11 protein-coding genes are annotated in these 14799 nt (G+C 68.7%); 2 read left to right on the forward strand and 9 right to left on the reverse strand.

Annotated features, from left to right (window positions below; all coding sequences use genetic code 11):
• Window positions 1-80: 80 nt before the first annotated feature.
• Window positions 81-737 carry an ANTAR domain-containing response regulator gene (locus ACWD4J_RS02295; protein WP_451393355.1) on the forward strand — a complete coding sequence of 219 codons (657 nt, stop codon included), beginning with the start codon at window positions 81-83 and terminating at the stop codon, window positions 735-737.
• Between the two features lie 86 nt (window positions 738-823).
• Here ACWD4J_RS02295 and ACWD4J_RS02300 read toward each other — a convergent pair whose 3' ends face one another.
• The 9 genes from ACWD4J_RS02300 to ACWD4J_RS02340 all read right to left on the reverse strand — a co-directional run bounded on the left by ACWD4J_RS02300 (window position 824) and on the right by ACWD4J_RS02340 (window position 11825).
• Window positions 824-1540, reverse strand: coding sequence for an ABC transporter ATP-binding protein (locus ACWD4J_RS02300; RefSeq protein ID WP_451393356.1), 717 nt, complete (start codon window positions 1538-1540; stop codon window positions 824-826).
• Window positions 1537-2421, reverse strand: coding sequence for an ABC transporter ATP-binding protein (locus ACWD4J_RS02305; protein ID WP_451393357.1), 885 nt, complete (start codon window positions 2419-2421; stop codon window positions 1537-1539). The genes ACWD4J_RS02300 and ACWD4J_RS02305 overlap by 4 nt, the downstream gene beginning before the upstream one ends.
• A gap of 5 nt (window positions 2422-2426) precedes the next feature.
• Window positions 2427-4232: a branched-chain amino acid ABC transporter permease gene (locus ACWD4J_RS02310; RefSeq protein ID WP_451393358.1), complete on the reverse strand. Its 1806-nt coding sequence runs from the start codon at window positions 4230-4232 to the stop codon at window positions 2427-2429.
• Between the two features lie 5 nt (window positions 4233-4237).
• Window positions 4238-5164, reverse strand: coding sequence for a branched-chain amino acid ABC transporter permease (locus ACWD4J_RS02315; protein WP_451393359.1), 927 nt, complete (start codon window positions 5162-5164; stop codon window positions 4238-4240).
• Between the two features lie 136 nt (window positions 5165-5300).
• Complete coding sequence (locus ACWD4J_RS02320; protein ID WP_451393611.1) at window positions 5301-6524, reverse strand: branched-chain amino acid ABC transporter substrate-binding protein; 1224 nt, start codon at window positions 6522-6524, stop codon at window positions 5301-5303.
• 183 nt (window positions 6525-6707) lie between these two features.
• Window positions 6708-7751, reverse strand: a complete 1044-nt coding sequence (locus tag ACWD4J_RS02325; RefSeq protein WP_451393360.1) for a hypothetical protein — start codon at window positions 7749-7751, stop codon at window positions 6708-6710.
• Between the two features lie 139 nt (window positions 7752-7890).
• A complete protein-coding gene (locus ACWD4J_RS02330) occupies window positions 7891-8763 on the reverse strand; it encodes a trypsin-like serine protease (RefSeq protein ID WP_451393361.1) in 873 nt (290 codons plus the stop codon).
• A 155-nt stretch (window positions 8764-8918) separates the two neighbouring features.
• Entirely contained in the window at window positions 8919-9407 is a 489-nt protein-coding gene (locus tag ACWD4J_RS02335) for a PaaI family thioesterase (RefSeq protein WP_451393362.1), read from the reverse strand.
• Between the two features lie 147 nt (window positions 9408-9554).
• The gene (locus ACWD4J_RS02340) at window positions 9555-11825 is read right to left on the reverse strand and encodes an FdhF/YdeP family oxidoreductase (protein WP_451393363.1); all 2271 of its coding nucleotides are present in this window, start codon (window positions 11823-11825) and stop codon (window positions 9555-9557) included.
• Window positions 11826-12007: 182 nt separating this feature from the next.
• Here ACWD4J_RS02340 and polA point away from each other — a divergent pair, with 182 nt between their 5' ends.
• The gene (gene polA / locus ACWD4J_RS02345) at window positions 12008-14731 is read left to right on the forward strand and encodes a DNA polymerase I (RefSeq protein ID WP_451393364.1); all 2724 of its coding nucleotides are present in this window, start codon (window positions 12008-12010) and stop codon (window positions 14729-14731) included.
• Window positions 14732-14799 lie beyond the last annotated feature (68 nt).

A 14799-nucleotide genomic window follows, 5' to 3' on the forward strand; every position in this document is an offset into this window, starting at 1 on the left:
CGGGTCACCGCAGCTCCCCGCCGCTAGGTACTCTGCATAGGCAGCAGTAACATGCCCGACCTGCGCACCGAGGAGCCCACGTGACCGCCCCCGAGTCTCCCCAGCCCGTAGCCGATGACGATGACAAGTCGCACGTGCCTCCGCTGACGACCCGCGTCGTCATCGCCGAGGACGAGGCGCTCATCCGTATGGATCTCAAGGAGATGCTGGAGGAGGAGGGCTACACCGTCGTCGGTGAGGCGGGGGACGGTGAGCAGGCTGTCGAGCTGGCGCGGGAGCACAGGCCCGATCTCGTGATCTTGGATGTGAAGATGCCGAAGCTGGATGGCATCTCGGCGGCGGAGAAGATCGGCGAGGAGTCGATCGCTCCGGTGCTGATGCTGACGGCGTTCTCGCAGCGTGATCTGGTGGAGCGGGCGCGGGATGCCGGTGCGATGGCGTATCTGGTGAAGCCGTTCAGTAAGAGCGATGTGGTGCCGGCGATCGAGATGGCGGTGTCTCGGTTCCAGCAGTTGAAGACGTTGGAGAAGGAGGTCGCGGACCTCACGCAGCGTTTGGAGACGCGGAAGCTGGTGGATCGGGCGAAGTCGATTCTGCAGACGGAGTATGGGCTGACGGAGCCGGCGGCGTTCCGTTGGATTCAGAAGACGTCGATGGATCGGCGTTTGTCGATGCAGCAGGTTGCTGAGGCGGTTATTCAGGATTCTGAGGAGAAGAAGGCGGCGAAGGGCCAGTAGTAGGCCGGTCGGTCTTCTTCAGCGGCGAGGCCCGCCTCCCTTGTCTGGGAGGCGGGCCTCGCCGTGTTCATGCGGGTGTGGGACGGTCAGTCCTCGCCCAGGTACGCCTTGCGTACCGATTCGTCGTGCAGGAGGTCCCGTCCGGTGCCGGACAGGACGATCTTGCCGACCTCCATGACGTGGCCGCGGTCCGCGAGGGAGAGCGCTGCCTGGGCGTTCTGTTCGACGAGCAGGATCGTCGTGCCCTGGGACTTGAGCTCCGCGATGGTCGCCATGATCTTCTGCATCATGATCGGGGAGAGGCCCATGGAGGGCTCGTCGAGCATGAGCAGTTTGGGCTGGGACATGAGGGCGCGGCCCATGGCGAGCATCTGCTGTTCGCCGCCGGAGAGGGTGCCTGCGGCCTGCTTGCGGCGTTCGCCGAGGATGGGGAACAGGTCGTAGGCGCGCTGGATGTCCTTCTCGATCCCTGCCGTGTCCTTGCGGAGGAATGCTCCGAGTTGGAGGTTTTCCGCGATGGTGAGGCGGGGGAAGATGTGGCGGCCTTCGGGGGAGTGGGCGAGTCCGAGGGCGACGATTTTGTGGGCGGGGACTCCGCTCAGCGGCTTCCCGTCGAAGGTGATTTTGCCGCTGAGGGGCTTCAGGAGGCCGGACAGCGTGCGCAGCGTGGTCGTTTTTCCGGCGCCGTTGGTGCCGATGAGGGTGACGACCTGGCCGGCTTCGACGCTGAAGGAGATGCCTTTGACGGCTTCGATTTTGCCGTAGGCGACCTTGAGGTCTTCGACCTCGAGGAGTGCGGTCACTTCTGGTCTCCTTCACCTTCAACGCTGGTGGTGCTGGTGGCGCTGTGTGCCTCGGCGGCTTCGACTTCTTCGAGTGCGGTGTCTTCGGGGGCGCCTTCGAAGGGGGTGCCGAGGTAGGCGGCGACGACGCGTTCGTCGCTTTGGACGACGTCGGAGGTGCCTTCGACGAGTTTTTCGCCTTGGACGAGGCAGGCGACGCGGTCGCTGAGGTTGAAGACGAAGCGCATGTCGTGCTCGATGAGGAGGACGGCGATGCCCTTGTCGCGGATGGCGAAGACGAGTTCTTCGGTGGCGCGGGTTTCTTGGGGGTTCATGCCGGCGGTGGGCTCGTCGAGGAGGAGGAGTCCGGGTTCGCTGGCGAGGGCGCGGGCGATTTCGAGCTTGCGTTGTTCGCCGTAGGGGAGGTTGCGGGCGAGGTGGTCGCGCTTGGCGGCGAGGCCGACGAACTCGAGGAGTTCCATGGCGCGTTCTTCGCTCGCGCGTTCGGCGCGCTTGAAGCCGGGGCCGCGCAGGAGCGCCGACCAGAGGCCTTCCTTGGTTCGGGTGTGGCGGCCGACGAGGACGTTTTCCAGGACGGTCATGTTGGCGAAGAGCCGGATGTTCTGGAAGGTGCGGGCGATGCCGGCCTTCGTCACCAGGTGCGGCTTGGGCGGCAGGACGGTGCCCTTGTACGAGACCGTGCCTTCGGTCGGGACGTACAGGCCGGTGAGGCAGTTGAAGAAGGTTGTCTTGCCGGCGCCGTTGGGTCCGATGAGGCCGACGATTTCGCCGCTGTTGACGGTGAAGTCGACGGAGCGTACGGCGGTGAGGCCGCCGAAGCGCATGGTGACGTTTTTGGCTTCGAGGACGGGGGTGCCGGTTGCCGTGGTGGTTGTGGTCATGGTGGTCACGCCCCCGCTTTGGTGACGTTGACGGCGGCGGTGTCGTCGGTGTCGTCGGTTCGTTGTTCGGGTACGTCGAGTTGGCCGGTTTCGTGGAACTCGAGTTGCTGGCGGCGGTTGGCGATGATGCCTTCGGGCCGGAAGCGCATGAGCAGGATGAGGGCGATGCCGAAGGCGAGGAGCGACTTGTCCTGGAGGAAGACGAGCTTCTCCGGGAGCAGGTAGAGGAGTGCCGCGCCGAGCAGCGGTCCTGCGACGGTGCCCATGCCGCCGAGTACGACGGCGGCGAGGAGGAATGCCGAGTTGGGGGGCGTCGAGCCGGCGAACTGGTAGGGGTTGGGGACGACGCTGTAGGTGACGTGGGCGCTGACGGTGCCGGCCAGACCCGCCAGCGAAGCACCCAGGGCGAAGGCGATGAGCTTGACGCGGAAGCCGTTGATGCCCATGGCGGTGGCGGCGGTTTCGTCTTCGCGGATGGCGATCCAGGAGCGGCCGATGCGGGAGTCGGCGGCGCGGGTGTAGACGAGGACGACGATGGCCATGATGAGGACCATCAGCAGGTAGTAGTTGGCGAAGCGGCCGAGGGTGAACCCGCCGAGGTCGTGAGCCTCTCCGAAGTTGAATCCGAAGAAGTTCAGGTCCGGGATGGACGGGATGCCGTTGGGGCCGTTGGTGATGTCGGGGCCGGAGTCGCCGTCCATGTTGTTGACGGCGATGCGGAAGATCTCTCCGAAGCCGAGGGTGACGATGGCGAGGTAGTCGCCGCGGAGTCGGAGGGTGGGGGCGCCGATGAGGACGCCGAAGACGAGGGATGCGGCGGCGCCGGCGAGGGCGGCGGCCCAGAAGGGGAACTGGACGCCGGAGAAGCGGGAGAACTCGGAGCCGGAGACGAGGGCGGCGGTGTAGGCGCCGACGCCGAGGAAGGCGACGTATCCGAGGTCGAGGAGGCCGGCGAGGCCGACGACGATGTTCAGACCGAGTGCGACGGTTCCGAAGATGAGGATGTTGACGCCGATGTTGGCGTAGTGGTCGTTGGTCTGGGTGAAGGGGAACGCGATGGCGGCGAGGAGGCCTATCGCGAGGCCGAAGCTGCGGTTGTCGGCGATGAGGCGGGAGAACCGGTTGAGGAGGCCGGCGGTGTGCAGCGCCCAGATGGAGAAGATGACGACGAAGAGGTAGCCGATGAACAGCTGGCCGTATTCGGTGTCGATGCCGTAGGTGAAGACGCCGAGGCCGATGGCGGTGACGGCGGTGATGGCGAGTCGCTGTACCCAGGGTGCGGCGGGTGTGGCCGCGGGGATGCTGTCGGGTTTGGCGAGGTAGTCGCGCAGGGTTTCTTTGGCGGGTTTGTCGCCGGCGCCGGCTTGGGGGAGTGCGAGGGTGCCGATGACGGGCAGCGCTGAGGCGACGGCGGCGATCCAGCCGCCGGGTTCGAGGTTGGCGAGGCCGCCGAGTTCGACGCTGATGGCGATGATGGTGAACCAGGTGGTGCCGAAGCCGCCGAGTGCGGTGAGGGCGGCGGGGGCGTTGTTGCCGGCGGGGGTGAGCCAGCGGAGGCCTGGGACGCCGTAGAGGGAGAGGGCGAACAGGGCGGTGAGGATGCCGGCGGTGAAGGTGAGCCACTGCAGGCCGCCGGGGTAGCCGCTGATCGTGAGGTTGCCGGGGAACTCGTCGGTCCAGGTCCAGGCGAGGAACGCGGATGCGGTGGTGGCGATGGATCCGGCGAGGGTGAGGGCTTTGGCTGCGGCGGGTGGCAGCGGGATGAGGCCGCGGGTGGCGGTGGTCTCGGTGCTGGTGGTGGTGTCGGTCATGGTGCTCACGCCCTGTCCGCGACGCGCTCGCCGAGCAGGCCTTGTGGCCTGAAGAGGAGTACGAGGATGAGGAGGCAGAAGGCCCAGACGTTGGCCCAGCTGGCGCCGCCGAGCTGCTGCATGCCGGGGACACCGTCGATGTAGGCGGAGGCGAGTGTTTCGGCGATGCCGAGGACGATGCCGCCGAGCATGGCGCCGTAGATGTTGCCGATGCCACCGAGGACGGCTGCGGTGAAGGCCTTGAGGCCCATGAGGAAGCCCATGCGGTAGTCGATGTTGCCGTATTTGAGGCCGTAGGCGACGGCTGCGACTGCGGCGAAGAAGCCGCCGATGGCGAAGGCGATGACGATGATGCGGTTGGTGTCGATGCCCATGAGCTGCGCGGTGTCCGGGTCCTGCGCGGTGGCCTGCATGGCGCGGCCGGTGCGGCTGCGGCGGACGAAGAGCGCGAGGGAGGCCATGCAGACGATGGCGGCGAGGATGAGGAAGATGTCGGCGTCCTTGATGGTGACGGAGCCGAGGTCGTGGGTGGTGTCGAGGCCGGGGAAGGCGCGGGCGCGGTCGGCCTGGGGGTAGAAGTTGCGTACGACTTCTTGGAGGGCGAGGGAGAGGCCGATGGCGGTGATGAGCGGGGCGAGGCGTGGTGCTCCGCGCAGTGGCCGGTAGGCGAATCGTTCCGCTCCTACGGCGATGAGGACGGCGACGAGTGCGCCGCCAATCAGCATGAGGGGCACGACGGCCCACATCGAGGTGCCGGAGGGCAGGGCGAGGTAGACGGTGAGCGCGCCGAAACCTCCGGTCATGAAGATCTCGCCGTGTGCGAAGTTGATGAGCTGGACGATGCCGTACACCATCGTGTAGCCGATGGCGATCAGCCCGTACATCGAGCCGAGAAGCAGCCCGTTGGCCAGCTGTTGCGGCAGGGTGTTCACCGCATGGCCTCCATGTCGCTGGTCGTGTGCACTGGTTGTGTGCACGGGTCTGGGGTTCGGGGTCTGGGTCTGACGTGCGGACGGGCCGCGCGGTGGGGTCGTCCTTCCGCGCGGCCCGTCGGCATGCTGGGGTCGGTCAGCTCTCGTTGTAGGTGCCGGTCTTCACGGCCTTCCATGCGCCGTCGGTGACCTGGTAGACGGTGAGCTGCTTGTTCGTGGTGTCGCCGTACTCGTCGAACGCGACCTTGCCGCTGATGCCTTCGAAGTCGCTCTTCTGGACCTCGTCGACGACCTTGGAGCGCAGGTCGTTGAGGGCGGGGAGCTTGTCGCCGCTGGCGTCCTTGACGGCCTTCACGGCGTTGATGATCGCGGTGGCGGCGTCGTAGGCGTACGCGCCGTAGGCGCCGTAGTCGCCCTTGTAGCCCTTGGCCTTGTACTCATCGACGAAGGCCTTGGCGCCGGGCAGGGTGTCGACGGGGACGCCGACGGCGGTGGCGAGGTCGCCCTCGGACGCCTTGCCGGCGGTCTCGATGTAGGTGGAGGCGAACATGCCGTCGCCACCGAACAGCGGGATCTTGACGCCGGCGTCCTTGAGCTGCTTGGTGATCAGCGAGGACTCGTCGTACTGGCCGCCGTAGTAGAGCAGGTCGGCACCCGAGTTCTTGATCTTGGTGACGAGGGAACCGAAGTCCTTGTCACCGGTGTTGACGTGGTCGGTGCCTACGGCCTTGCCGCCGAGCTTGGTGAACTGCTCCTTGAAGATCTTGGCAAGGCCGGCGCCGTATGTCTGCTTGTCGTCGACGACGAAGGCCTTCTTCTTCTTGAGGCCGTTGTACGCGTAGTCGGCGGCGAAGCCACCCTGCAGGGCGTCGGTGGTGGCGGTGCGGAAGTACGTCTTGTAGGGACGCTTCTTGTCGGTCTGCCAGTTCTTGCCCTGGGTCAGCTCGGGGTTGGTGTTCGAGGGCGAGATCTCCACCATGTTGGCGGCTTCGAACACCTGCTGCATCGACTGTGCGACACCGGAGTTGAGGGGGCCGACGGCGCCGACGACGTCCTTGCCGCCGACGAGGGCGGTGGCGTTCTGCTGGCCGGTGGCGGGCTGGGCCTTGTCGTCGACGGCCTGGACCTTGAACTTCACGCCGGGCACGAGGTTCTTCTTGTTGGCGTCGTCGACGGCGATCTGGACACCGTACTGGATGCCGAGGCCGGTGGTGGAGTTCTCGCCCGAGAGCGGTGCGTCGACGCCGATGGTGAGGGTGGTGGTGCTGCTGTCGCTGGAGTCGCCGCTCTTGTCGTCACGGGAGCCGCAAGCGGTGAGGGTCAGAGCTCCGGTGGTGAGAACGGAGGTAAGAATCACCAGAGAACGCTGTCGCACAATCAGTCCTTTCGGCAGGCATGACCGTCACCCTTCTGGGACGGTCTGTGCCGCGCTGGTACCGAACTCCCCATGGAGCGGTGACTGGGCGTGACTCTAAGCCCGGTGCCTGGTTAGAGGCATCTACGCGGGCTGCGTTGTGACTTTCTTGTTATGGCCTGCCCGGAATCAATCCTTCCGCAAAGGTGACTCTCGGCCGGTTTGGTGGAATTCCCAAAAGTCCACATTTTGAGAAGCTGCACTTCCCTTCGTGGGTGGGCCGGACCTGGGGGAAATGCCGTCGCAGACCCTGTGGAGCAGCCGCGAAAGATCGCGGGAGTACGCTCCGCCGAAGATGAAACTGTGCTGCTGTATTGCGCGCGTGTTACGCAGCGTTACATCCAGAAAGGGCAGGGAGGCGTTCAGGGGGAGCCCCGCACACTCGGCCACGGATATCAGGACGGTGACCGGTCGCGAGGTGCCGGCCCGCACGGAGAACGGCGTCACTGGAGTGGTGCGAGCCGTCAGTCCCTGGAATGCGGCGCTGACGCGCTCGATGGTCACGGGGGATCCGCGGCGCACCGAGACCGTGAAGCGGAAGGCCCCGGCGCGGGAGGTGTTCCCGGACGCAGGCGCCGACGCCGTACCCGTGTACCGGAAATCCGTGACGGAGGCGGGCCAGGGGGTCTCAGGCTCTTCGTCGGGGGCGAACTGCGGGGGCGGCTTGCTGGTGGAGAGCAGCAGCGCGGCGGTGACCGCGGCGCCCGCGCCCACGGCGCCCGCGGTGAGCAGAAGCCTGCGCAGGCGGGGCGACAGCGCGTACCAGCGGTCCGACAGGAGGGGCGAGTTGACCGGGCCGGTGATGATGTCGTGGTCCGGCCTGGGTGCGGATTGGCGGGCTCCTTCGTGCGCGGACCCGGTACGGGTCGTGGAGAGCCCTTCGAGGCCGGCTTCTTTGTCGGGGTCGACGGGGCCGATGGGGCCGATGGGGTCGAGATCCCGAGCGAGGCGATCGCGGGGCCGCCGAGCGTCGACGGGGCCGATGGGGTCGTCGGAGTCGATGGGGTCGATGGGGTCGACGGGGTGCCCGGTGTCGGCCGGTTCGATGCGGCCGAACCGAACGAACCGGCTGAAGCGCGTGAACCGGCCGAACCGGCTGACGGGCTCAGCCGGTTCAGCCGGTTCAGCCGGGTCGATCGGCTCGACAGGCTCGACGGGCCCTGTACCGCTCATGACCGCGCCCTCATGACAGCCTCATGGTGAAACGGTAGGGGTGGCGGCCGTGGCGGGAAAGACGACGTCCCGCCAGGCCGCCCGCGCCGGTCTCCTGCAGCCGGCCAGGGATGAGGGCAGCCAGGGGAGCGAGGAGCAGCTAGGGCAGCTTCGCGAAAGGCGCGAGGAAGGCCCGCGCGCCGGGAGTGTCCAGCCGGTACGCCACGTTCGTCGCGTAGCACGGGGTGTCGCCGGTGATCGTGGTGGCGGCGAGAATGTTCTTGCCGCCGATGACCGCGAAGTTGGGGCCGCCCGAGTCGCCGTAGCAGGCGCCGCCGTTGCCCTGGGGTTCGGTCATGCCGAGGCGCACCCAGGCATTGTTGAGGGCGTTGAAGGTCACGGGGGCCTTCATACGGACGCCGCCGCCGGGGTGGGTCTGTCCGCCGGGGCCGTTGACGGCCTCCTGGGTGCCGTATCCGGCGACGAACCAGTCGGTGGAGTTCAGCCCCTGTGGGCCGAGCGCGCCCAGCTGGTCGGCGGTCGGCAGGGTGGCGGGGGTGAAGGACCAGCGGGACTTGACCTTCGCGGCGGGCAGTTCGATCACCGAGATGTCGTGCGGGTCCGAGGCGGGGCCCGGGTAGTCGGGGTGGGTGTGGGCGGTGCCCTGGACGGCGACGGCGTTCGCCTGGGCGGCGGGGTCGCCCGGGTACTTCTTCGCGGCGGCGTCGAGACCGGCCTGTACGTCCTGGTCGAGGGAGACGTAGAACTTGACGTTGTCCGGCCAGTCGGTGGTGCAGTGCGCGGCGGTCAGGAAGGTGTCCGCGTCGATCATGGTGCCGGAGCAGACCCAGTCGACCCGGTCCGGGGTCGCCGGGTCGTCGTCGTTGTCCCAGGTGGCGACGAGCGCGCCGACCTCGGTGCGTTCGGGTGCGGGCGTCGCGTTGTAGGAGTTGATCGCGGAGGAGGGCAGCGCGGTGGCGAGCACGGCGGCGCAGGCCGCTGCGGTGACGGCGGTGGCGCGTACGGCGGTCAAGTAGAAACCCCTTCTGTCGCAGTGCGTGTGGAACGGGTGTTCTTCTGGAACGGGCGTTCCTCGATGGGAGGTGCCTGTGGGAGGTGTCCGCCAGTGAAGCGCCTGAGGCGGGCGGCAACAAGAGCGCGGCCCGCCCCGGAACGGAGCCGTCGGTGTCAGCCCGCGGCGCGGATGCGCTCCTCGTCGCTGGGGCCGACGTCCCGCAGCAGGCACGTCAGCCGTGCCGTGCAGACGCGCTTGTCCTGCTCGTCCGTGATGACGATCTCGTATGTGGCGGTGGAGCGGCCCCGGTGCAGCGGTGTCGCGACGCCGGTGACCAGGCCGGAGCGCGCCCCGCGGTGGTGGGTGCAGTTGAGGTCGACGCCGACGGCGATCTTCGTGCTGCCGCCGTGCAGCATCGAGCCGACCGAGCCGAGGGTCTCGGCGAGGACGGCGGAGGCGCCGCCGTGCAGCAGGCCGTACGGCTGGGTGTTGCCCTCGACTGGCATGGTGCCGACGACGCGGTCCGCCGACGCCTCCTTGATCTCGATGCCCATACGGGTACCGAGGTGGCCTGCGGAGAAGAGTGCGGGCAGATCGACGCCGAGCGAGGCGTACTCGTCGATGACCTCTTGCGGGAACTTCACGGTGTGCTGTTCGCCCATGGGGTGGCCGGGCTCCGTTCGTTGTCTCGCCGCCGTAGCCGTACGGCGGTGCATGGCAGATGCACCGTTTTATCAGGACGGCTGAGCAAACGCTTAGACGGGGTCTCTGTTGCCGTCGTCAGCGCTCCCGCCGTACGACGGGTCCGCTCATCGGTGCTCCAGGCGTATGACGACGGACTTGCTCACGGGCGTGTTGCTGGTGTCGGCGGTCGCGTCGAGCGGGACCAGGACGTTGGTCTCGGGGTAGTACGCGGCGGCGCAGCCGCGCGTGGTGGGGTAGTGCACCACGCGGAAGCCGGGCGCTCGCCGCTCCAGGCCGTCCTCCCACTCGCTGACCAGGTCCGCGTACGCCCCGTCGGCCAGGCCCAGCGCGGTCGCGTCGTCCGGGTTGACGAGGACGACCCGGCGGCCGTTCTTGATGCCGCGGTAGCGGTCGTCCAGGCCGTAGATCGTGGTGTTGTACTGGTCGTGCGAGCGCAGCGTCTGCAGCAGCAGACGGCCCTCGGGGACCGCCGGGTACTCGACGGGGGCGGCCGTGAAGTTGGCCTTGCCGGTGGCCGTCGGGAAGCGGCGCTCGTCGCGCGGGGCGTGCGGCAGGACGAAGCCTCCGGGACGGGCCACGCGCGCGTTGAAGTCGTCGAAGCCCGGGACGACGCGCGCGATGCGGTCGCGGATCGTCGCGTAGTCCTTCTCGAACTCCTCCCACGGGGTGCGGCTGTGCTCGCCCAGCACCCGCCGCGCCAGACGGCACACGATGGCCGGCTCCGACAGCAGCAGCGGGCTCGCCGGCTCCAGGCGGCCGCGCGATGCGTGCACCATGCTCATGGAGTCCTCGACGGTCACGAACTGCTCGCCGCTGCCCTGCAGGTCCCGCTCGGTGCGGCCGAGCGTGGGCAGGATCAGGGCGCGCGCGCCCGTGACGACGTGCGAGCGGTTGAGCTTCGTCGACACGTGTACCGTCAGGCGTGCCCGGCGCATCGCGGCCTCGGTCACGTCGGTGTCGGGCGAGGCCGACACGAAGTTGCCGCCCATCGCGAAGAAGACCTTCGCCTCGCCGTCGCGCAGCGCGCGGATCGCCCGTACGACGTCGAAGCCGTGTCGGCGCGGGGGAGCGAAGCCGAACTCCTGCTCCAGGGCGTCCAGGAAGGCGGGCGCGGGGCGCTCGAAGATGCCCATCGTGCGGTCGCCCTGCACGTTGGAGTGGCCGCGGACCGGGCACACGCCCGCGCCGGGGCGGCCGATGTTGCCGCGCAGCAGCAGGAAGTTGACCACCTCGCGGATGGTCGGCACCGCGTGCTTGTGCTGGGTCAGGCCCATCGCCCAGCACACGACGGTGCGCTTGGAGGCCAGCACCATGCGCAGCGCTTCCTCGATCTCCTCGCGCGTGAGACCCGTCACGGTGAGCGTCTCGTCCCAGTCCGCTGCCCGCGCGGCCTGCGCGAACTCCTCGTACCCATGGGTGTGCTCGCGGACGAACTCCTCGTCGACCGCACCGTCTGTCTCGAGGATCAGCTTGTTGAGGAGCCGGAACAGGGCCTGGTCGCCGCCGATGCGGATCTGCAGGAACAGGTCGGTGAGCGCTGCGCCCGTGGCGAGGCCCTTGGGGGTCTGCGGGTTCTTGAACCGCTCCAGGCCCGCCTCGGGCAGCGGGTTGACCGAGATGATCCGCGCGCCGTTCGTCTTGGCCTTCTCCAGGGCGGAGAGCATCCGGGGGTGGTTCGTGCCCGGGTTCTGCCCGGCGACGATGATCAGGTCCGCCTGGTAGAGGTCCTCAAGGAGGACGCTGCCCTTGCCGATGCCGATCGTCTCGGTGAGCGCGGAGCCCGAGGACTCGTGGCACATGTTGGAGCAGTCCGGCAGGTTGTTCGTACCGAACTCGCGGGCGAAGAGCTGGTACAGGAACGCGGCCTCGTTGCTGGTGCGGCCCGAGGTGTAGAACACGGCCTCGTCCGGCGACGAGAGCCCGGCCAGCTCCTCGGCGATGATGTCGAAGGCCCGCTCCCACGGCACCGCCTCGTAGTGATCGGCGCCCTCCGCCAGATACATGGGGTGCGTGAGCCGGCCCTGCTGGCCCAGCCAGTAGCCGCTGCGGTTCGCGAGGTCCGCCACCGAGTGTGCGGCGAAGAAGTCCGGCGTGACGCGGCGCAGCGTCGCCTCCTCGGCGACCGCCTTCGCGCCGTTCTCACAGAACTCCGCCGTGTGCCGGTGCTCCGGCTCGGGCCAGGCGCAGCCCGGGCAGTCGAAGCCGTCCTTCTGGTTCACGCGCAGCAGCGTGAGCGCCGTGCGGCGCACGCCCATCTGCTGCTGCGCCATGCGCAGCGAGTAGCCGATCGCGGGCAGGCCTGCGGCAGCGTGCTTGGGGGCCGCGACCTGCGGCGCGTCCTGGACCGGGTCACCGGCGGGCGGCTTGGTGGCCATCGCTGCTCCTCCTCGGGACCGTCTGCGATCCCCTGTGATCGCATGTGTGGCGTACGTCTCCGGAATCCTTGCACGTCCCGCTGACAACGGCGGCGGACCGGACGCCACGGCCCTGCAGGCATCGGCCGGCCCGGCCGCGGGGGCGGGCACGGTTGTCAGTGGGCCGTGGCAGGATCGGGGGCGTGGCAGAGACAGCATCGAAGAAGACCGAGAAGACGACCGCCGGGGACCGGCCGCGCCTGATGCTCATGGACGGGCACTCGCTGGCGTACCGCGCGTTCTTCGCGCTGCCCGCGGAGAACTTCACCACCGCGACCGGCCAGCCGACGAACGCGATCTACGGCTTCGCGTCGATGCTGGCGAACACGCTGCGCGACGAGGCGCCCACGCACTTCGCGGTGGCGTTCGACGTGTCCCGCAAGACCTGGCGGGCCGAGCAGTTCGCGGAGTACAAGGCGAACCGCTCCAAGACCCCGGACGAGTTCAAGGGCCAGGTCGAGCTGATCGGCGAGCTGCTCGACGCCATGCACGCCGACCGGTTCGCGGTGGACGGCTTCGAGGCCGACGACATCATCGCCACGCTCGCGACGCAGGCCGAGGCCCAGGGCTTCGACGTGCTGATCGTCACGGGCGACCGCGACTCGTTCCAGCTGGTCAGCGAGCATGTCACGGTGCTGTATCCGACCAAGGGCGTCTCCGAGCTGACGCGGTTCACGCCGGAGAAGGTCGAGGAGAAGTACGGCCTCACCCCCCAGCAGTACCCGGACTTCGCGGCGCTGCGCGGCGACCCTTCGGACAACCTTCCGGGCATCCCGGGCGTCGGTGAGAAGACCGCCACGAAGTGGATCACTCAGTTCGGTTCGTTCGCCGAGCTGGTGGAGCGCGTCGACGAGGTCAAGGGCAAGGCCGGGCAGAACCTCCGCGACCACCTGGAAGCGGTGAAGATGAACCGCCTCCTCACGGAGATGGTGCGCGACGTCGAGCTGCCCAAGACCGTCGACGACCTGGCCCGCGCCCCGTACGACCGCAAGGCCGTGGCCCTGTTCCTGGACACCCTGGAGATCCGCAACCCGTCGCTGCGTGAGCGGCTGCTCGCCGTCGACCCCGGCGCGGAGGAGCCCGAGGAGACGCCGGCCGCTGAGGGCGTCGCGCTGGACGGCACCGTGCTGGGCGGCGGCGAGGTCGCCCCCTGGCTCGCCGAGCACGGCAAGGCCGTCCTCGGCCTGGCCACGGTCGACTCCTGGAAGCTCGGCAGCGGCGCCGTCGCCGAGGTCGCCCTCGCGGCCGCCGGGGGAGCGGCCGCCTGGTTCGACCCGACGCAGCTGGACGAGGCCGACGAGACGGCGTTCGCGCAGTGGCTCGCCGACCCCGCGAAGCCCAAGGTGCTGCACAACGCCAAGGGCGCGATGCGGGTCTTCGCCGAGCACGGCTGGCGCATCGACGGTGTGAGCATGGACACGGCCCTCGCCGCGTATCTCGTCAAGCCGGGCCGCCGCTCCTTCGCGCTGGACGCGCTGTCCCTGGAGTACCTGGGCCGGGAGCTGGCCCCGGCCGGCGCGGCCGACGGGCAGCTCGCCTTCGGCACCGACGAGCAGGCCGAGGCCGAGGCGCTCATGGTGCAGGCCCGCACCATCCTCGACCTGGGCACCGCGTTCGGCGACCGGCTGCGGGACGTGGGCGCCGCCGAGCTGCTGCGCGACATGGAGCTGCCCACGTCGGAGCTCCTTGCCCGCATGGAGCGGCACGGCATCGCCGCCGACCGCCCGCACCTCGAGGCCATGGAACAGATGTTCGCGGGCGCCGTGCAGCAGGCCATAAAGGAGGCGCACGCCTCCGTCGGCCACGAGTTCAACCTCGGCTCGCCCAAGCAGCTCCAGGAAGTCCTCTTCGGCGAACTCGCCCTGCCCAAGACGAAGAAGACGAAGACGGGCTACACCACGGACGCGGACGCCCTCGCCTGGCTTGCGGCGCAGACCGACCACGAACTGCCCGTGATCATGCTGCGCCACCGCGAGCAGGCGAAGCTGCGCGTCACCGTCGAAGGCCTGATCAAGACGATCGCCGAGGACGGCCGCATCCACACCACGTTCAACCAGACCGTGGCGGCGACGGGCCGGCTGTCCTCCACCGACCCCAACCTGCAGAACATCCCGGTGCGCACGGACGAGGGCCGCGCCATCCGCCGCGGCTTCGTCGTCGGCGAGGGCTTCGAGTCCCTCATGACCGCCGACTACAGCCAGATCGAGCTGCGCGTGATGGCGCACCTGTCCGAGGACGAGGGCCTCATCGAGGCGTTCACCTCCGGCGAGGACCTGCACACCACCGTCGCCTCGCAGGTGTTCTCCGTGGAGCGGTCCGCGGTCGACGCCGAGATGCGCCGCAAGATCAAGGCCATGTCGTACGGCCTTGCGTACGGTCTTTCGGCCTTCGGCCTCTCACAGCAGCTGAACATCGAGGCGGCTGAGGCGCGCGGGCTGATGGAGACGTACTTCGAGCGGTTCGGCGGCGTACGCGACTATCTGCGCCGCGTCGTCGACGAGGCCCGCGCCACGGGGTACACGGAGACGCTGTTCGGCCGCCGCCGCTATCTGCCCGACCTCAACAGCGACAACCGGCAGCGCCGCGAGATGGCCGAGCGCATGGCGCTCAACGCGCCGATCCAGGGCACCGCGGCCGACATCGTCAAGCTCGCGATGCTCAAGGTGGACCGGGCGCTGACCGAGGCCCAGCTGAAGTCGCGGACGCTGCTCCAGGTCCACGACGAGATCGTGCTCGAGATCGCCCCCGGCGAGCGGGAGGCCGCAGAGGAGATCGTCCGCCGCGAGATGGCGTCGGCGGTGCAGCTGCGGGCGCCGCTGGATGTGTCGGTGGGGGTCGGGACGGACTGGGAGTCGGCAGCGCACTAGCCGCTGACGCGGCTGTTGGGCAGGTGTTCCGCGAAGGCGGGACGCCTGCCCGCGACGGTGAGCAGCGC

Source organism: Streptomyces sp. NPDC002577 (genome assembly GCF_053594815.1).